The organism is Janthinobacterium sp. TPC_1 (assembly GCF_056037845.1).
The window spans coordinates 3,291,605-3,310,754 of record NZ_CP195157.1 but is presented as its reverse complement, the minus strand read 5'-3'; the positions used below and the strand labels follow the sequence as shown (position 1 = coordinate 3,310,754).

The following is a 19,150-nucleotide window of genomic DNA, read 5'->3' as shown; positions in this document are numbered from 1 at the left end:
TACGCAAAATGTCACAAGAAGCTTTTGATGGCGACACCGTACCAAAGACAGTGGTGCGGCACTTCTGGTATTAGCCGATGCCCGGCATTGGCATCGGCGAGAATATAGCTAACTCCATGTGCCGCTCACCCAAGTCGGTAGGCCATCAGAAGTTGCTGCTGAGGCACACTCGCATTTAATACCTCGTGCCGTCTCAATGACAATGCCAACAGTGTATGCCTTGCCCTCGAAATAGCATGAATTTCTGACAGGCTCGTTGACCATCGACGTCATCGTTTCGCATCTATGCTGCGGCCAGCAGCACGCAAAGAGCAAAGGGGCTACAGCAGCAACTTTCCATCTCACTGCTGACCATACCAACGATAGCCTATCTTTCCGCCGCGCTCTACGTAGGTGATTTTTTTTTGCGACCAACGTTGATCGTTTGGGGAGCCGTGATATCCCCATGAATTTGCTGGCCTACTTTGCCATGGAAAACCATTTGTGTGTTGCGTTCGACTGTTCTGGAGGGCGACGTAACTGCCGGCTCTCCAATTCCTTCCACAACACCAAGAACACGAGCCTTTCCTCGCAAATCTAGCCGTCGATATCCCGCTAACAACTCGTTTTCATCGTCAGTCAAAGTGTTACTGGCTGGTACACCAAGCATCACATACGACAAGTCGACTCCAATACCTGCCAGCGCAACCATATAGCCGGCATCAGGTAACGTCTTTCCTTGCTCATAGTTAATCTGTGCGAGTTTCTTCACGCCACCAATTGCCGCGAACGCTTCTTGTGTAAGACCCAAGCGTGTTCGCTCCTGCCTTAATCTATCACCAAAAATATTTTTATCCATACATCTACGTTGACAAGTATGTTTTAACATACTATAGTTACGCCATCCTGTAGCGATTACACATCATAACATTATGAAAAACGTATCCATAGCGAGGCGTACTGCCAAGGGCGTCACGACTAAGCCTCTTGGCGTCCGTCTGACGCCTGATGAGGTTGACGAAGTCGAAGGCTACGCGGAGAAACTTGAGCGCTCCCGTGCCTGGTTCCTCCGCTTCCTGATCCTGCGCGGCCTCGCCGACTACAAGCGCGAACTCGCATCCAAATCCACCCACTAAGGACAACGTCATGTACCCCGATGCAAAACGTATCCGCAGCCACCGCGTCATGCTGCGCCTGGACGATTACGAGCACCAGCTCGTTTCCTCGATCGCCAACTACCAGGGCGAAGAGCTTGCGGTGCTGGTGCGCCAGATCGTGATGCGTGAAGCCCTGGCCGTGATCGCCTTGGATGACGCCACTATCGACAGCGTACAGCGTCGCAGCGTTTAAACCGAGTCACTTTTGAGCAACTCTAAAGTTACAGAAAATGCCAGACCATCAAATTCACCTCAATGACGAAGAGCGCGCGGTGCTGGAACTCGTGCGCCAGCGCCAGGGGCTGGCAAGTATCGATCAGGCGGCTGAATGGCTCGTCAAGTCGCGCTTACGCATACAGTCGAAAAACATGACGGGTCGCGGTCGCGCCCTGTACCAAGTGGAAAGAAAGCTGAAATGAGAGTCATCGGCCTGCCATGCCCGCATTGCGAATACACCGTCCGCGCCGTCAAGAGCCGCACGATGTCCGCCATGTTCAAGGAAATCACCTATATGTGCCAGAACCGGACTGCGGGCACTCCTTCGTGGCTGGCCTGGAAGTGCTGCGCACCCTCTCGCTGTCCGCCATGCCCAAGGCCGATATCCGCATCCCGATGTCCCAGCATGCGCGCGCGGCGGCCACAAGCCAGCTCGCCCTGGACCTGACTGCGGGCTGCTGATGACTATCCCGCTCCGCGCGCCGCCGTAGTCCGGCCGCCGTAACTCCCCTCTTTTGCTGTGCCCTGCTGCGCTCCCTTTTGAGCGTGCGGGATTCGTTCAACCTGAAATAAGGAAAACCGATGGAAAACACGCTGCACGCCACCAGTCATGCCGACCAATCCATGGCATCAAGCACGATCCGCCCGACCTTGCAAAATTGTATTGTCCCCGTGGCGCCAACGTGTTTTCTGCTGCAGGCCAGTGCGGGCATCGGCATCGCGGCGCTGACCGCCCGCATCCATGAGATTGCCAAGACCTATCACGCCTACGGCGCTGCCAATCTGACCTTCATCGTCAGCGATGCGCAGGCACTGGAGCGCGACGGATTTTTCGCGCCAGCCAAGCAGCGCGCCCTGGTCGGCAAGCTGCCCATCGAGGTGAACTACATTTTCGCCAACGAAGCAGGTTCCCGGCACTGCTGCGGCACATCGCACACGCTCCCGTATTGGGCAGAACATTTTCTCAAGGCAGGGGCACGCTAATGCAGCGCCTTGCCAAAACCTGCGGCATCTGGCTGCTGTCGCTCCTGATCGTCATCACCCCTGCCGTGCTGCAGGCCATCGGCGCCATCAAGGACTGAACCATGCCGGCGTCCCTTATCGACAATCACCTGTCCTTCCAGCCTGCCGCCGAGATTTTGGCAGCGCGCGACAAGGATATGCCGACGCCACCAGGCGCCGGGCATGCGCTGGCCGCTATCGCCGAAGCCAAGGCCCAGCTACGCAGCATCAAGCCGCGCAATCTGGCGCCCTTCATGGCCCAGGCCTGGGGATTGTCGCCGCGCGGCGCGCGCCGCTCCGTGCTGATCGCTGCCGGTATGGACGCTGACCGCTGGGAATCGCCCATCCACTCATTTACCGAGGAAGAGCGCATCGAGCTGCGCGCCGCCACCTCCGCCGCTATCCGTGTGTACGAAAGACTGTTGAATGCCATCTAAAGAAATTCTCAAGCCCGCTCAGCGTCACGAGGCGTTTTTGCGATCCCCGTACTTCGCGCCCGAGCTAGCCCGTATCCCGTTCAAGTGGCGCAACCGCGTCATCACGGCCGCCATGGCCAAGATGGCCTGGTCGTCCTGGTACAGAGTGTACGAATCCATCGCCACCAGCTTTGTGCGCGAGTTCGCCGAACAGTACGTGCCGGCCGGCGTCGACCTGTCGCAGAGCGACGCCGACATCGTGGCCACCGCCGAGCGCGCGGCGGCCGGCGTGACCAAAATGCTGTGGATGGCCGTGTCCGACACGCACGCCCTGCAGATCATGGAAGACGAATGCGCCTCGTATGGCATCGAGCTGCCCGAGTTCGACGCGCTGACCGATACCATCGCCCGCCTGGTGGATGCACGCTGGTGGCGCCGCCAGTTGCGCAAGCGCGTCAAGCGCGCCTTCGAGGCGGGCAATATCCGCCTGGGGTACGTGAACTATCGCGGCGAACCCTACGCCAGCAACGACGCCGTGCTGTCGCGCCTGGCGCAGAACCGCCGCAACGCGGCAGCGCTGGCCGCCACGCTGGTGCAGAACGAGAACGGCCAACAATTCAGCATCGCCGAGCTGGCCGAGAAGACCACCGCCAACAAGGCCATCCGGCGCGGCGAGCTGATGTTGCGCATCAACGGCTTTGAGCAGATCGCCCGCGAGTGCGGCGACCAGGGCATTTTTATTACCTGGACGTGCCCATCGCGTTTCCACGCCATGCAGCACAGCGGCAAGGCAAACGACAAGTTCGACGGCTCCACGCCGCGCGAGGCCAACGCCTACTTGGGCAAGATGACGTCGCTGTGCCGCTCCGCGCTGGCGCGCCGTGGCATCGCCTGTACGGCTTTCGCATCGCCGAGCCGCACCACGACGGCTGCCCGCACTGGCATCTGCTGCTGTTCGTGCGCCCCACCGCGAAATACAAGACGGCCCACCTGCAGGACGTGGCGGGCCGCGCCATCCGCATCATGAAGCGCTACGCCTGGCGCGTGGACCGTGGCGAACCGGGTGCCTTCGCGCGCCGCCTGGACGTCAAGCGCATCGACTGGGCCAAGGGCAGCGCCGCCGGCTATATCGCCAAGTACGTGGCCAAGAACATCGACGGCGTGGCCGAGCACAAGACGAAAGAAGGCTACGTCGTCACGGCCGACACCGAAGGCGATGTCGAGCTGACGCCATCGGCGCGCGTCGAGTCCTGGGCCGCGTGCTGGGGCATCCGTCAATTCCAGCAATGGGGCGGCGCTCCCGTCACCGTCTGGCGCGAACTGCGCCGCATCGAGGAAAGCATGCTCAACGAAGCCCCGGCCGCCATGCGCCGCGCCTGGGACGCCGTGCAAAAGATCGACGGCGAAAAGCGCGCCTGCTGGGCCGAGTACCTGCGCGCCCAGGGCGGCGCCCTGGTGCCGCGCAAGGAACTGGTCGTCACCCTGGCCAAGGACGAAAAGACCGTCATCGGCCGCTACGGCGAAACGCTGCGCACCACGCCCTACGGCGTGCGCTGCAGCGATCTGATCGGCGTGGTCTTCAAGTCCGTGCGCCATACGTGGACGCCCGTACAGGCCACAGGCGGGCGCGGGGTGGCTGTTGGTGTTGCCGTTCCTCGGACTCGTGTAAATAACTGTACGCACCCCGACCGCCCTGCCCCGGCCACGCCGCCGGCGGCGCCAATCCCTAATTTGTCTGACGAGGCAAAAACAGCGCTGATTGCCGCCTGGGCGGCCGTCAACGCCTGCCCGTGGCCCCGGCTGATCGTCCCCGACACCCCACCCGATGAAGGAACTGGCACATGAGCACCTATGCCGTGATCGTTCGCACGCAAACCGAACGCTTTAATTTTTTGAGGTTGCCGCATCCAGCGGCGACGTGATCGACGCCGCCATCGACCGCTACGGTGTGTGCGGCGTTACCGCAAAACTGAAAGGAACACCGCAATGCTGAACACCCTGACCGATTCACCGCGGCAAATCGCCCTGGGCGACCGCGTGACATTCGATACCGATGAAGGCTACCAGGCCGGCACCGTCAACGACTTGCGCCGTGATGTGGGCAATGGCGAGCTGCATGCGTGGGTGGAGCTGGATCACCAGTGGCCGGGCATGTTCCGCGCGGTGCCGCTGGCCGCGCTGGTATCTGTCAAGCCATTCCAGACTGAACACCAGCATCTGGGCTCCTTGACCGGGCCCATGTCCTTGCAAATCATCAAGGGCAGCTCATGCGGAAAAACCAGCATGCTGCAACTGCAAAGCCAATATGGCAGGTGCGTGAATTCATCTCAACTGGTGCCATGAGGCGTTACACGTGAGCGCTTTTTACAATGAAATTGACCCATACGCAGCCGCCTGGCTGCGCAACCTGATAAAGGCCGGCCACATAGCGCCGGGAATTGTGGATGAACGATCGATCGAAGATATTTGTCCCGACGAGCTCGTCGGCTACACGCAATGCCACTTTTTCGCTGGCGTTGGAGTTTGGTCCTATGCTCTTCGTCGCGCAGGATGGAACGATTCGCGACGAGTCTGGACAGGCTCGTGCCCGTGCCAGCCTTTCAGCTCGGCAGGCGGCGGCGCTGGGTTCGCTGACGAGCGGCACCTGTGGCCAGCATTCCACCACCTCATCCGCGAGCACGCTCAATGGCGTCGCCGGCAGAAGCTCCAGCCTCCAGTCATCCTTGGAGAGCAGGTTGCGAGTAAGGACGCAGATACTTGGCTCGACCTTGTACAAACTGACATGGAAGCCTTGGGCTATGCCTTCGGGGCGCTTGCGTTCCCGTCTGCGGGCGTCGGTGCTCCGCATATCCGGGACCGCACCTACTGGGTGGGTAACACCAGCGGCTCGGGACTGGAAGGACACGCCGGGAATGGTGGCGCAACGGGATGGAAAGGATCGGGTGGATCAGCTACCCAGGCAAGCGTACTTGTGCGGCTGGCCGACACCCAACACGTTGGACGTAATCGACAGGACGGGACTACGGCCCAGCCGCGTAGCGACCAATCGGACGAGCGGCTACCTGACGGAGATGGTGCCATTGACGAGCACCTGCGCGGCCCGACTAACGGCATCTGGAGAGATGCTGACTGGTTGCACTGCAGGGATGAAAAGTGGCGGCCAGTTGAACCCGGCACATTCCCGCTGGCTGATGGGGCTACCGCCCGAGTGGGACGCCTGCGCGCCTACGGTAACGCGATCAACGCGGAGCAGGCGCGGATCTTCATTGAGTCGGCAATGGAGGTGACATGAGCCACCAGAGTGCCAGCGTTGCGGATGGCACAAGCAGACGAGTAAAACTATCAAGCGAACTACAAAGTACCCAAATGAACCAATACAAAGAATTCTGCCGACTGCGTGATTACCGCAAGCCAGGCGTCGAAGTACCGCACCACACCGAGGCCGAAGCATTCGCCTTGGCGGTGCAAAGCAAAGCCGGCCATACAGAACCAGCCCAGCGCAAGAAAAACCCCACCACGAAAGGACTCAAATAATGAACGAAGACCGAATTATCTACCGCCAGGACTTATACAAAATGCTGGGCGTCACTTCGGAGACGCTGCGCAGATGGGTCAAGGATAACAAGCTGCCGCCAGCGGACGTTGCCATAACCCAGCGCACGCTGGGATGGCGCCTTTCAACGCTCCAAGCCGCTGGGATCAGGCTGCTTTAACAGCCAGTCAGCGAACGCCTGAAGCATCACACGCCGCGGCTTCATGTACTCGGCCGAGTTGTAGACGCCGCGCACGCCGCCGTCCTTGTGCGCGAGCTGCACCTCGACGTGATCCGAGTTGTATTCGTGCTCGTTGGCCCAGGTGGAACCGACCTTACGCCAGCCGTGGCCCGTCATCTTGCCCTTGAAGCCGATACGGTGAATGAGGTAAAGAATCGCGTTTTCACTCATGGGGCGGCTACCGCCACGGTCGTTCGGGAAAACGTAGTTGCTGCCCCGCGAACGCAGCTTCATTTCCGCCAGCAGGGCCAGCGCCTGGGATGACAGCGGCACAAGGTGCTCGCGGCCCTTCTTCATGCGCTTGCCCGGTATCCGCCAGACATCCCCCTCCACTTCCGCCCAGGTCATGCGCCGCAGCTCGTCCGTGCGCGTCCACGTCAACGCCAGCAGCTTGCAGGCCAGCACGGACTGAATTTCATCTTCCAGGGCCAGGCGCTCCATGAACGGATGCACCTCAGCCAATGCCAGGGCGGCGAAGCCTTCGCGCGGCTTGCGGGAAAAGGCGACCTTCGAATTGATGTTCGATGCGGGATTTTCTTCGCAGTGGCCGTGCTGAATGGACCAGTCGAGCACCTGGCCCACCCACATGCGCACGCGCCGGACGTACACGGACAGGCCGGCAGCATCCATCGGGCGCAGCGCCGCCATCAAGTCTTCCTTGGTAATTTCACGCACGGTTTTCGCGCCCAGCGTCGGCGAGACGTACATGGCCAACGCGCGCAATGCATTGGCTTTGTAGCCGGCGCTGATGTCCGTGCGTCCCGCCCAGTAGGTATCGATGGCGGCATCAAGGGTAATGGATGGGCTGCTTGCCTTGCGCTTGGGCTTGAGGTCGTCGCCGTCGATCAGTTTCAACCGCAAAACGTCCCGGCGCTCGCGCGCTTCCTTGAGGCCGATCAGGGGATACGGGCCGATCACGGCAGTTTGCTGCTTGCCCTCGTCGTTACGATAGGCCATGCGCCAAACCTTGTTTCCGCTCGGCAGGACTGCCAGCATCAGGCCGTGGCCATCGAAGAGCTTGCGCAGCTTGCCGTCATTCGGCGTGGCGCGGCGGCAGTCTGCATCGGTAAGCGTATTGATGGCCATGCGAAATCCTGTAGGTACGGGTTTGAGAAAAACCGCATGATACCTACATTTCAGCCTACGCGTGATTCTGTGGGAAGGTTTTTGGATGGTTCCGAATCTGTGACTCGGAGGGATGAAAATCAAGCTAAGTCGTTGATTTTCAATGAAATTCGGTGGAATATAGGTTGAGTATACTCACGAATTTTTTATGTACTTGGCGGAAGCGGTGAGATTCGAACTCACGAACAGTGTAACCCGTCGCTAGTTTTCAAGACTAGTGCCTTCAACCACTCGGCCACGCTTCCAGATGGCAGCATTATACATAAAGGTCAGTGGCTTACCAATGGCTAGCACTCCCGTGGCCTTATTTACCCCAACGCCCCCGGCTCTTTGCTTGTGACATAAACAATCATGCCAGCACACATGCCTTACACGCCCCAGTTTTCCCGCAGCGCCTTCTCGAACTCCCCCGCCGCCGGCAATGGGCGCGAGAAGAGGTAGCCCTGTACTTCGTCGCAGCCGGAACTCTTCAGGAAGGCCAGCTGCTCGGCGCCGTTTCCACGCCTTCGGCGATGACTTTATGGTGCAGCTGCTGGGCGATGCTGATGATGGTGCTGGCGATGGCGCAGTCGCTGGCGTCGGTCGGGATGCCGGTGGTGAACGAGCGGTCGATTTTCAGGGTGTCGATGGGGAAGCGCTTGAGGTAGGACAAGCTCGAATAACCGGTGCCGAAGTCGTCCAGCGACAGGGCCACGCCCAAGGCCGTGATGCGGTCCATGATGCCGATGACCCTCTCGATGTTGTGCATCAGGGTGCTTTCCGTGATTTCCAGTTCCAGCCAGGCCGCTTCCAGGCCGTAGCGGGCCAGGGTTGCCGCCACCCTGGCGGGCAAGGCCGCCGTGAATTCGCGCGCGGAGACGTTGACGGCCAGGCGGATCGGCGGCAAGCCGGCCAGTTTCCACGTTTGCGCCTGGGCACAGGCCGCTTCCAGCACCCATTCGCCCACTTGCACCACCAGGCCCGTCGATTCGGCCAGGGGGATGAATTCGGCGGGCGGGATCATGCCGTGCTGCGGGTGGTGCCAGCGCACCAGCGCTTCGGCGCCGATGATGCGGCCGCTGCCCAGCGCATACTTTGGCTGGTAGTGCAGCAGCAGTTGCTGTTCCGACAAGGCCTGGCGCAAGCCTGTTTCCAGACGCATGCGCGCCTGCATGCCCAGGTTCATGTCCTGGCTGTAGAAAGCCACGCTTTCCGCTTCGCCGCCGCTGTCCTGCTTGGCGCGGTACATGGCGATGTCGGCCAGGCGCAGCAGGGTTTCCGCGTCTTGCCCGTCCTGCGGATACACGCTGATGCCGATGCTGGCGCCCACGCGCAGGTCGTGGCCCTCGATCAAAAACGGTTCCACCAGGGAAGCGAGCAGCTTTTGCGCCACCATGCTGGCCTCGAAATGCTGGCCGATGTCGAACAGACCGACGGCGAACTCGTCGCCGCCCAGGCGCGCCACCAGATCCTGGTCGCGCAAGGCATGGCGGAAACGCAGCGAGACTTGCCGCAGCAGCTCGTCGCCGATGCGCCGGCCCAGGGTGTCGTTGATCAGCTTAAAACGGTTCAGGTCGATGAACAGCACGCAGCCGAGCATCTTGCTGCGCTGCGCCACGCTGAGGGCCTGGTCGACCAGCTTGGCCAGCAGGGTGCGGTTCGGCAGGCTGGTCAGCGGGTCGTAATACGCCAGGTGGTGCAGGCGTTCTTCGGCCAGCTTGCGCTCCGTGATGTCAGTGAGGTAGGCGATGAGTCCGATGGGCTTGTCGTCCAGGTCTTGCAGCGGCGACAGGGACAGGCTGGCCCAGAAGATCTCGCCCGACTTCTTTCGGCGGCGCACCTCCATCAGGCGCCCTCCCTGCTCCAGGAAGGCGTCGTGGAAACCCGTGTCTTCGTCGTCGTAGAGGAACAGGATGTTGCGCCCCACGGCTTCCACCGAGGTGTAGCCGAACAGGCGCTCGGCGCCCTTGTTCCAGCTGGTGATGTAGCCCGTCAAGTCCATCGTCAGCACGGATTCATGCAGCTGGTCGAGGATTTGCGTCTGCTGCGCCAGCAAGGCTTCCACTTGCGCGTAGGCGTGCGTGGAACGTTGCGCCAGCGAATGCACTTGCAGCACGCCGGCCGTCAGCGATGCCAGGCTGGCCAGGTGGCGGCGGTCGGCGTCGTTGTACGCGCTGCGTCCGGCCACGCTGTAATGGCCGAAGCAGTGGCCGTCGAAACTGATTTCCTGCAGCAAGGCGGGCGTATCGCGGGGGAACAGCGCGGGCCGGGCAGCGCCATCGGCCGCGGGCAGGAACTGGCCATGCGGGCTGGCCATCACGGCGCTGGCGATACGGCCCAGTTCAGCCACCAGCGCGGGGCCGCGCAAACGCACGACGGCATCGCACAGGGCGGCGCTGTCACCGAGGGAATCCGACACCGGCAGCAAGGTCATGCTAGAGGTTCCGGCTGACCTGGATGGCCCACTGGTAGGCCTGTAGCAGGCTGCGCCAATAGGTTTCTCCATCGATGCCGGCACGCCGCAAGCCATCGGGCGGGGGCACGCCGCTTTCGACCAGCGCCAGCAAGGCGCCCAGCTCGCCATTGCGTTCGAGCAAGGCGACGCTCACTTCGGGTGCCAGGTTCAGGGTGGCGATGATCTCTTCCATCGGCATGCCCAACAAGACGTCGAGCAGCGAGAACACGCCCGCCATGAAGGCCAGATCCTGCGCATCGCGGTCGCCGCCGCGCAACTGGCACAGCGCTTCCATCTGCGCCGCGCGCACGGCCGCTAGCGGCAGCAGCGCGTGGATCTTGCCGTCGTCCTGTTGCCGCGCATACAGCAGCAGTTGCAGCCAGCGCTGCAGCTGGCGCCGGCCCAGCAGGGTGATGGCCTGGCTGAAGCCGGTAATCGGCGCCGTGAAACCGAAGGCGGCCGAGTTGACCAGTTTTAATAAATGATAGCTGAGCGAGGGATCTTGCTTGAGCGGCACTTCCAGCTCGTGCGCGTCGGCATCGCGGGCCAGCAGGCCCAGCAGCGACAGCAGCCGGCGCCGCGAAGTGGCGTCTTCCGGCTCGCTTTGCTGGCGCGCCTGGTGCAAGGCGTAATCGCCGGCAAACCAGCTCACGCCAAGTTCTTGCAATGCGGCAAGCTGCCCCGCATCGGCGATGTTGTAGGCCAGGTGCGGCCCCGGCAAGGGCAGCAGCTGATGCAGGGCCGGGCGGGTGCCGGCCGCGTCAAAGCTCAGGGCGCGCGCCTCGACCTGCGCCGCCGTCACGGGACCGGCATCATCGCCATCGAGCAGGATGCGGTAGCCGGCGTCGCGCCATTGCTGGCATTTCTTTTGAATCTGCTTGTCGCCGGCAAGCTGCGCCGGCAAACGGAAAATGGTGCGTTGCGGCGCCAGTTGCGCCAGCACGGCCTCGTCCACGCCATGCGGGTCGGCCAGGGGAATGATGCAGTCGAGCGGCGCCAGGAAGGCATACGCATCGGCGGCGGCCAGCGCCGCCAGCAGCGGCGCCGTCGAGGCCTGCGGTACATGCAGGGTGACAGCGACCCACTCGTTAAGAGCATTGGCCACTGCTTGTAATCCCACCAACGGAAACAGGTTTGATTCAGACGCTGACATCGGTATCTCAGTGTGGGTAGGGCGCCATAGTAAATAAACTGGCCAGCATTGGCAACCCTGGCCCGACAGGGATGCCATTTCGACAGCAAGAATCATTCTATCCGAATCTCACCCACGAAACAGTTTAATTTTGGCAATAAATGTTCAAAAAAAACATTCCACCGAGAAACCCGCCTGTCATGCGGGTTTGGCAAAAGACGGCGCCGTACGCCTGCTCAGGCGCTGCCGCCATGCGCGTGCTCGACCGCGTATTTGATCAGTTCAGCCTGCCCTTCGATACCGAGCTTGCGCTTGATGTTCAGGCGGTGCGTTTCCACCGTGCGCACGCTCAGGTCCAGGTCGCGGGCGATCTGCTTGTTCGACTGGCCCGCCGCGATGTGCTGCAGCACCTGCTGCTCGCGCGTGTGGTGAGGAAGGAATCGTGCACTTGCGGGCGAGACAGCTGCCGCGCCAGCGCGGCGCTGTAATAAATACCGCCGGACATCACCGTCTCGATGGCGAAGACGATATCTTTCCCTGGGGCATCTTTGAGCACATAGCCGCGCGCGCCGGCGGCGATGGCCTGCGACACGTATTCGAGCTTGTCGTGCATGGACAGGATCAACACGGCAATCTGCGGAAACGCCTGCTTGAACAGCGCCGTCGCTTCGATGCCGTTGATGCCGCGCATATTGATATCCATCAACACGAGGTCCACCTGGTGCGCGCGCGCCTGGGCCAGCGCCTCGTCGGCGCCGCCCGCCTCGGCCACCACGTCGAAATGCGCCACCGCTTCCAGGCGCGCGCGCAAGCCGTCGCGCACGAGGGGGTGGTCGTCCACCAGCAAAATTCGGATCGTGTCGCTCATGGTTCTCATTATTAGTGTGTGGAGGGAAGATCGAGCCGCGCCAGCACCACGGTGCCGGCCGGGGACGAGGCGATGTGCAGGCTGCCGCCGATGGCTTCCATGCGTTCCGTCATGTTGCGCAGGCCGATGCCGCGCTGCGGGTGCAGGGCGATGCCGTCGAAGTCGAAGCCGCCACCATTATCCTCGATGCGCAATTCCACGGCCTTGCCCGCTTCGCGCAGGCTCACTTCCACGCCCCTGGCATGGGCATGGCGCTCGCAATTGGTCAGCGCTTCCTGGGCGATGCGGAACAGGACGGTATTCACCATGTCGGGCAATCCCTCGCCCGCCGCCGCCGGGCTGGCCGTGAAGCTGGCTTGCGCGCTGCTGCTGTCGTTAAATTCATGCACCAGATGGTCGAGCGCGGCGGCCAGGCCCAGGTCGTCGAGGATGGCCGGGCGCAGGTTGTGCGAAATGCGCCGCACCTCGCCCAGCACCTTGTTCAGCTGCTCGGCGGCCCGTTCGAAGGTGGCGGGCGCCTTGTCTTTCTGCTCGGCATTGCCAGCCAGGCGCGCGATGCCCGCCTCGATCTGCAGTTTAATGGACACCAGCCACTGGCTGATGCCGTCATGCAAGTCGCGCGACAGCCGCGCCCGCTCTTCTTCCTGCGATTCGACCACGCGCTGCGCCAGCACTTTCAGCTTGGCGTCGGCCACGCGCAGTTCGCGCAGGTTCAGCACGAGGCCGCAGGCGGCCACCAGCAGGGAACCGAGGATGGCGATGGCGGCGATCAGTTCCATGGTCGAGCGGATATTGCGCGACTGCTGGGCGTCGACCTTGGCCAGCGCCTGGTCCACGTCATCCATGTAGATGCCGGTGCCCATCATCCAGCCCCACTCCGGCATCAAAATCACATAGCCGAGCTTGGGGGCGGACTTGTTGGTCGACGGCTTGATCCAGTTGTAGCGCTCGAAGCCGCCGCCGCCCTTCGCCCGCAGCATCAGGCGCTGGATGGTCAGGTTGCCCTCGGCGTCGCGCAACTGCCACAGGTTCTGCCCCACCAGCTCGGGCTGGCGCGGATGCATCAGCGAATTGCCCTGCAAATCATAGATGAAGAAATAGCCGTCGTCGCCATAGCTGAGGGCGGACAGGATGCGCTTGGCCTCCTCTTGCGTGGCGGCATCCTTGCGGCCCGACTGATACAGAGAGGCGATGGAATGGCTGGCCAGGGTCACGTAATGCTTGAGTTCGGCTTCCTTGCTGGCCAGATACGCTTGCTGGATGGTGGCGCGCTGCTGCTCTGCCAGGGTAATTGCCTGGTGCCGCACGGCAAACGCGATAGCGCACAGGGCGAGGATCAGCGGCGTGAGGGCCAGGAAGATGACTTTCTGTCTGAGTTTCATGGCCTGGCGCTCCGGCGGCGTCTTTGCTGGTGGGAAGGCGTGATTTTACGTCGCGGCGCCGCGATCAGTCTGCGTAGTAATACTGAGCGTTACTGCGTAGTCGTGCGCTTGCGGCAATTATACGATTCCTGAATACTCGCCATAAGCTGCAGATACACCAAACTGACACCCAAACTGGCGACGACCAGGCCCGGCAGCACACATCATCGCACGGCACAGCGCCCGTCAATCTCTGGAGGAAGCATGAACCGCATTTTCAAACAGCTCGGCTGGGCAGCGCTTGCGCTGGCCGGCGCCGGGTCCCTGGGCGTTGTTGCCCTGCAACGTGGCGAACCGATCAGCGCGATCTGGATCGTCATCGCCGCCGTCTGCGTCTACCTGATCGCCTACCGTTTCTACAGCCTGTTCATCGCCGACAAGGTGCTGGGCCTCGATGCCCGCCGCATGACGCCCGCCTTCAAGCACAACGACGGCCTCGATCACGTGCCGACGAATAAATATGTGCTGTTCGGCCACCATTTCGCGGCGATTGCCGGCGCCGGCCCCCTGGTCGGCCCCGTGCTGGCCGCGCAGATGGGCTATCTGCCCGGCATGCTGTGGATACTCGCCGGCGTCGTGTTTGCGGGCGCCGTGCAGGATTTCATCGTGCTGTTCATTTCCATGCGCCGCGACGGCCGCTCCTTGGGCGACCTGATCAAGGCTGAACTGGGCGAAATCCCCGGCATGATCGCCTTGCTCGGCTGCTTCATGATCATGGTCATCATCCTGGCCGTGCTGGCATTGATCGTCGTCAAGGCGCTGACCGGTTCGCCATGGGGCAGCTTCACCGTGATGGCGACGATTCCCATCGCCCTGTTCATGGGCGTGTACTCGCGCTTCATCCGCGTGGGCCGCATCGGCGAAATCTCCATCATCGGCTTCGTCTTGCTGATGCTGGCCATCATCGGCGGCCAGTACGTGCAGGAACACGCCGTGCTGGGCCCGATGTTCACGTTCACGGGCACGGAACTGACATGGATGCTGATCGGCTACGGCTTCATCGCCTCGGTCCTGCCCGTGTGGCTGCTGCTGGCGCCGCGCGACTACCTGTCGACTTTCCTGAAGATCGGCACCATCCTGGGCCTGGCCATCGGCATCATCGTCGTCGCGCCTTACCTGAAAATGCCGGCCATGACCAAGTTCATCGACGGCTCCGGCCCCGTCTGGTCGGGCAATCTGTTCCCCTTCCTGTTCATCACCATCGCCTGCGGCGCCGTGTCCGGCTTCCACGCCCTGATTTCCTCGGGCACCACGCCGAAGATGATCGAAAACGAAAGCCACGCCCGCTTCATCGGCTATGGCGCCATGCTGATGGAATCGTTCGTTGCCATCATGGCCCTGGTGGCCGCCTCGACCATCGAGCCGGGCATCTATTTCGCCATGAACAGCCCGGCCGCCCTGATCGGCACCACGGCAGAGTCCGCCGCACAGGCGATCTCGCAATGGGGCTTCTACGTCACGCCGGACATGCTGACGCAGACGGCCAAGGACGTTGGCGAACACAGCATCATCTCGCGCGCGGGCGGCGCACCGACCCTGGCCGTCGGCATGGCGCAGATTCTCTCGGGTGCCATCGGCGGCAAGGCCATGATGGCTTTCTGGTATCACTTCGCCATCCTGTTCGAAGCGCTGTGTTCATCCTGACGGCCGTCGATGCGGGCACGCGTGCGGGCCGCTTCATGCTGCAGGATTTGCTGGGCAGCTTCGTCCCGAGCCTGAAACAGACGGAAAACGTCATCGCCAACCTGCTGGCCACGGGCCTGTGCGTGGCGGCCTGGGGCTATTTCCTGTACCAGGGCGTGGTCGATCCGCTGGGTGGCATTAATACGCTGTGGCCGCTGTTCGGCATCGCCAACCAGATGCTGGCGGCCATCGCGCTGATCCTCGGCACCTGCGTGCTGTTCAAGATGAAGCGTGGCCAGTATGCGTGGGTCACCATCACGCCGACCATCTGGCTGCTGCTGTGCACCCTGACGGCGGGCTGGCAAAAGATTTTCGATACCAACCCGCGCGTCGGCTTCCTGGCGCATGCCAAGAAATATTCGGCAGCCCTCGATGAAGGCACCCTGCTGGCGCCGGCCAAGTCGGTGGCGCAGATGCAGCAGATCATCTTCAACGATTACCTGGACGCCGGCCTAGCCGCCTTCTTCGTCATCGTCGTGATCAGCGTGCTGTTCTTCGGCATCCGCACCATCCTGAAGGCGCGCGCCGACAGCAAGCCTAGCACCAAGGAAACGCCGTTCCAGGCCATGCCCACGGTGCAATGATGATCGACGAAATCATCAAGGCGGGACGGTATCTGGGGCAAAGCATGCGGCTCATGTGCGGCTTGCCCGAGTACGACACCTACGTGGCGCACCGGGAAGTGACCCATCCCGGCGAGCCGATGATGACGTATGAAGAGTTTTTCCGCGAACGGCAGGAAGCGCGCTACGGCGGCGCCGGCAAACGCGGCGGTTGTTGTTAGCGGACACCTGACCCAGCCTGCTGCGCGTCGGTATAGGCGGCTTGCGATGCTCACCGTACTTTAGTACGGTTGCGCTTCTCGGCCGCCTCTCCCTTCCGCTCGCTACGGCTGGGTCATGTGTTGTTGCTCAGCAATAATTTGAGGGCGGTCTTGTTGGGCCGCCCTATTCATTTCCTCTCTTATAAGTTCCCCTCCCCTCTCCTCCATTAGACCCACATCAATATCGGGATGTGTCTTCGCGTCTATATTTTTCCAATAGGAATTAAATAACAGTCAACGGGCGACCGGGGAAGCAGCGAATTCATGTTCAATTTCCAACGCTCCAGCATCAGCCAGAAGCTGACCATGATCTCGGTGCTGTCGTCGGGCTGCGCGCTGCTGCTGGTGTTCGTGGCGTTTGCGCTGACTTCCGTGCTCAACCACAAAAACGATGAAGGCAAGCAACTGCTGTCGCTGGCGGGCGTGATCGGCGCGGCCAGCGCGGCGCCGATGCTGCTAGGCAAGCCGGCGCAGGCGCAGGCGGAACAGGTGCTGGCGGCACTGTCGGCGCGCGACGAGGTGGCCCAGGCGGCCCTGTTCGACAAGGGCGGGCGCCTGTTCGCCCTGTACCGCGCGCCGCAGCATGCGGACGGCCTGCCGGCGCCGGAAGACATGGACCCGGCCCTGCTGGCCGACATGGCCGTGCAGCCCGTCACGCAAGGCTCGGGCACGACCCTGGCGCCCGCCATGCGCTTGTACCGGCCCGTCTACCGGCCAGGCGAGCCGCAACAGATCATCGGCGCCGTGCTGATCGAGGCAGACCTGAACCATATGTGGCGCGACATCGGCCGCCATGTGGGCGCCATCGGCGGCGCCACCGTGCTGTCTTTCCTGATCGCCGTCTTCCTGGCGCGGCGCTTTAAAAGCGTGATCGCCGAACCGATCACCAAGCTGATTGATACGGCGCAAAAAGTGTCGAGCAGCCAGACCTACAGCCACCGCATCGCGCACCAGCGCAGCGACGAGCTGGGCGTGCTGATCGACAGTTTCAACGACATGCTGGCGCAGATCGACAGCCGCGACAGCACCCTGGCCAATTACCGCGACCAGCTCGAACGCCAGGTGGGCGTGCGCACGGCGCAGCTGGAAAAGGCCAAGGATGCGGCCGAGGCGGCCAGCCAGGCGAAGAGCGCGTTCCTTGCCACCATGAGCCATGAAATCCGCACGCCGATGAATGGCGTGCTGGGCATGACGGAATTGCTGCTGGCCAGCCCGTTGAGCCCGCAGCAGCGCCACTACACGAGCATGGTGCAGCGTTCCGGGCAGAATTTGCTGGTGATCATCAACGACATCCTCGATTTTTCCAAGATCGAGGCGGGCAAGCTGAGCGTGGAATACATCCGCTTCAATTTCCGCGAATTGCTCGACGACATAGAACACGTATTCGCGCCGCAGGCGGAAGCGAAGAATATCAGCCTGGAATTCGATATCGCCTATGACATCCCCATCGCCATCTGCGGCGACCCGAACCGTTTGCGCCAGATCATCGTCAACTTGCTGGGCAACGCCATCAAGTTCACGGAAACGGGCAAGGTCACCGTGAAAGTGGAAGTGTGCAGCGAAGACGCGCCCAGCGTGGGCTTGCGCTTCGAGGTGCACGACACGGGCATCGGCGTGTCGAGCGAAGCGCAGACGCGCATCTTCGAATCGTTTTCGCAGGCGGACGGCTCGACCACGCGCAAGCACGGCGGCACGGGCCTGGGATTGACGATTTCGAAACAGCTGGTGGAGCTGATGGGCGGCACTATCGGCGTTGATAATGCTTTAACGCAAGGCTCGATCTTCTGGTTCGAAGTAAATTTCGATAAGCGGCGGGTCGACAGCGATGACCCGTCCTTCAACCTGAAAACCACGCGAGGGTTACGCGCCTTGATCGTCGACCACACACCCGCCACGCGCGCCGTGCTGGAGCGGCAACTGGCCAGCTGGCACATCGTCAGCGACAGCGCCGGCACGGCCAGCGACTGCCTGGGCAAGCTGCGCGCGGCCGCGCAGGCCGGCACGCCGTATGCCGTGGCCCTGCTCGACATGGAATTGCCGCGCACCAGCGGCCTGGCCCTAGCCGCCAACATCAAGAGCGACCCGCTGCTGGCCGACCTCAAGTTACTGCTGCTGAGCACGGAACAGGCGGCGGCCGACCCCGTGCAGCGGCGCGAGGCGGGCGTGGCCTACCAGCTGATCAAGCCGGCCCGCGAATGCGATCTGTTCGACTGCATCGTCACGCCGCCGCGCGCCAGCGACAGCCTGCGCATCCATCCGCCGCACACGGCGCGCCAGGTGGGCCGGCGCCAGCGCCGCCGCGTGCTGCTGGCCGAGGACAATCCCGTCAACGTGGAAGTGGCGCTGGCCATGCTCGACAGCCTGGGCCTGGACGTGGTGTGCGCGCGCAACGGCGAAGAAGCCCTGCAGGCGGCGCAGGCCGAGGATTTCGATTTGATTTTGATGGATTGCCAGATGCCCGTGATGGATGGCTTTGCCGCCACGGCGGAAATCCGCCGCCACGAACAGCAGTGCGGCCACGCGCGCGTGCTGCCCATCGTCGCCATCACGGCCAATGCGCTGCAGGGCGACCGCGAAGCGTGCCTGGCGGCCGGCATGGACGATTACCTGAGCAAGCCGTTCACGCAGCAGGACCTGGGCCACACGATCGCGCGCTGGATCACCCTGCCGCGCGCGGCCACCGTGCACCACAGCGAAGCACCGCAGGAGGCGCCTCCCGAACCGCCGCCCGTGGCAACGCCGCCATCCGCCGCCGCGCCGGCGGGCCAGCCGCTGAACCGGCAGGCGCTGGAAAACATCCGCGCCCTGTCCGGCACGGATGGCGATGCGCTGCTGGAACGGGTCATCCTCGCCTTTACCAGCGAGACGCCGCGCCAGTTGAGCGCCATGCGCGAGGCGATTGCGGGCGCGGATGCGGAAGCGCTGCGCAAGGTGGCGCACAGCCTCAAGTCGGGCAGCGCCAACGTGGGCGCCGATGGCCTGGCGCAGCTGTGCAAGGAGATGGAAAAACTGGGCCGCGCCGGCAGCACCGAGGGCGCGGCCATCCTGCTGCAGCAGATGCAGCAAGCCTTCCTGTCCGTACGCGAATCGCTGAACGCCATCCTCGTGAAGGAACACTGAC

15 protein-coding genes, 1 tRNA gene and 5 pseudogenes are annotated in these 19,150 nt (G+C 62.5%); 14 read left to right on the top strand and 7 right to left on the bottom strand.

Features of this window, described 5'->3' with window-relative positions:
- Positions 1-385: 385 nt before the first annotated feature.
- Complete coding sequence (locus ACQVLG_RS16230) at positions 386-838, bottom strand: helix-turn-helix domain-containing protein (RefSeq protein WP_328571140.1); 453 nt, start codon at positions 836-838, stop codon at positions 386-388.
- 73 nt (positions 839-911) lie between these two features.
- Between ACQVLG_RS16230 and ACQVLG_RS16225 the strand changes: the two genes are divergently transcribed.
- The 11 genes and pseudogenes from ACQVLG_RS16225 to ACQVLG_RS16175 all read left to right on the top strand — a co-directional run bounded on the left by ACQVLG_RS16225 (position 912) and on the right by ACQVLG_RS16175 (position 6,304).
- Complete coding sequence (locus tag ACQVLG_RS16225; protein ID WP_474290148.1) at positions 912-1,115, top strand: hypothetical protein; 204 nt, start codon at positions 912-914, stop codon at positions 1,113-1,115.
- 10 nt (positions 1,116-1,125) lie between these two features.
- Positions 1,126-1,329: a hypothetical protein gene (locus ACQVLG_RS16220; protein WP_035820909.1), complete on the top strand. Its 204-nt coding sequence runs from the start codon at positions 1,126-1,128 to the stop codon at positions 1,327-1,329.
- 79 nt (positions 1,330-1,408) lie between these two features.
- Positions 1,409-1,555: a hypothetical protein gene (locus ACQVLG_RS16215; protein ID WP_474290146.1), complete on the top strand. Its 147-nt coding sequence runs from the start codon at positions 1,409-1,411 to the stop codon at positions 1,553-1,555.
- A pseudogene (locus ACQVLG_RS16210) lies at positions 1,552-1,620 on the top strand (Ogr/Delta-like zinc finger protein); the annotation flags it as partial. The gene ACQVLG_RS16215 and the pseudogene ACQVLG_RS16210, both read left to right, overlap by 4 nt.
- Before the next feature lie 29 nt (positions 1,621-1,649).
- The gene (locus ACQVLG_RS16205) at positions 1,650-1,814 is read left to right on the top strand and encodes a hypothetical protein (RefSeq protein WP_474295881.1); all 165 of its coding nucleotides are present in this window, start codon (positions 1,650-1,652) and stop codon (positions 1,812-1,814) included.
- A gap of 120 nt (positions 1,815-1,934) precedes the next feature.
- On the top strand, positions 1,935-2,336 hold the full coding sequence (locus tag ACQVLG_RS16200) for a hypothetical protein (RefSeq protein WP_474290145.1): 402 nt from the start codon (positions 1,935-1,937) through the stop codon (positions 2,334-2,336).
- Between the two features lie 101 nt (positions 2,337-2,437).
- A complete protein-coding gene (locus tag ACQVLG_RS16195) occupies positions 2,438-2,791 on the top strand; it encodes a hypothetical protein (RefSeq protein ID WP_034745810.1) in 354 nt (117 codons plus the stop codon).
- A pseudogene (locus ACQVLG_RS16190) lies at positions 2,781-4,591 on the top strand (replication endonuclease); the annotation flags it as partial. The gene ACQVLG_RS16195 and the pseudogene ACQVLG_RS16190, both read left to right, overlap by 11 nt.
- A 165-nt stretch (positions 4,592-4,756) precedes the next feature.
- Entirely contained in the window at positions 4,757-5,113 is a 357-nt protein-coding gene (locus ACQVLG_RS16185) for a hypothetical protein (RefSeq protein ID WP_474290143.1), read from the top strand.
- 10 nt (positions 5,114-5,123) lie between these two features.
- On the top strand, positions 5,124-6,062 hold the full coding sequence (locus ACQVLG_RS16180; protein ID WP_474290142.1) for a DNA cytosine methyltransferase: 939 nt from the start codon (positions 5,124-5,126) through the stop codon (positions 6,060-6,062).
- Positions 6,059-6,304: a hypothetical protein gene (locus tag ACQVLG_RS16175; protein ID WP_474290140.1), complete on the top strand. Its 246-nt coding sequence runs from the start codon at positions 6,059-6,061 to the stop codon at positions 6,302-6,304. Before ACQVLG_RS16180 ends, ACQVLG_RS16175 begins: the two co-directional genes overlap by 4 nt.
- 143 nt (positions 6,305-6,447) lie before the next feature.
- Here ACQVLG_RS16175 and ACQVLG_RS16170 read toward each other — a convergent pair whose 3' ends face one another.
- From ACQVLG_RS16170 to ACQVLG_RS16145, 6 genes and pseudogenes are all read right to left on the bottom strand, one after another.
- Positions 6,448-7,629, bottom strand: coding sequence for a tyrosine-type recombinase/integrase (locus tag ACQVLG_RS16170; protein WP_474290138.1), 1,182 nt, complete (start codon positions 7,627-7,629; stop codon positions 6,448-6,450).
- 194 nt (positions 7,630-7,823) lie between these two features.
- Positions 7,824-7,913: transfer RNA gene (locus tag ACQVLG_RS16165), tRNA-Ser, on the bottom strand.
- Positions 7,914-8,036: 123 nt separating this feature from the next.
- Positions 8,037-10,081: pseudogene (locus ACQVLG_RS16160) on the bottom strand (putative bifunctional diguanylate cyclase/phosphodiesterase).
- Between the two features lies 1 nt (position 10,082).
- On the bottom strand, positions 10,083-11,207 hold the full coding sequence (locus ACQVLG_RS16155; protein ID WP_474290137.1) for an EAL and HDOD domain-containing protein: 1,125 nt from the start codon (positions 11,205-11,207) through the stop codon (positions 10,083-10,085).
- A 263-nt stretch (positions 11,208-11,470) separates the two neighbouring features.
- Positions 11,471-12,102, bottom strand: a pseudogene (locus ACQVLG_RS16150) (response regulator transcription factor).
- A gap of 11 nt (positions 12,103-12,113) precedes the next feature.
- Positions 12,114-13,484, bottom strand: a complete 1,371-nt coding sequence (locus ACQVLG_RS16145; RefSeq protein WP_474290136.1) for a cache domain-containing protein — start codon at positions 13,482-13,484, stop codon at positions 12,114-12,116.
- Between the two features lie 243 nt (positions 13,485-13,727).
- On the opposite strand from ACQVLG_RS16145, the pseudogene ACQVLG_RS16140 reads away from it, so the two are divergent.
- The 3 genes and pseudogenes from ACQVLG_RS16140 to ACQVLG_RS16130 all read left to right on the top strand — a co-directional run bounded on the left by ACQVLG_RS16140 (position 13,728) and on the right by ACQVLG_RS16130 (position 19,149).
- A pseudogene (locus ACQVLG_RS16140) lies at positions 13,728-15,790 on the top strand (carbon starvation CstA family protein).
- Complete coding sequence (locus ACQVLG_RS16135; protein WP_010396213.1) at positions 15,790-15,990, top strand: YbdD/YjiX family protein; 201 nt, start codon at positions 15,790-15,792, stop codon at positions 15,988-15,990. Before ACQVLG_RS16140 ends, ACQVLG_RS16135 begins: the two are co-directional and overlap by 1 nt.
- Positions 15,991-16,293: 303 nt before the next feature.
- Complete coding sequence (locus tag ACQVLG_RS16130; RefSeq protein WP_474290134.1) at positions 16,294-19,149, top strand: hybrid sensor histidine kinase/response regulator; 2,856 nt, start codon at positions 16,294-16,296, stop codon at positions 19,147-19,149.
- The last annotated feature ends 1 nt before the right edge of the window (position 19,150 follow it).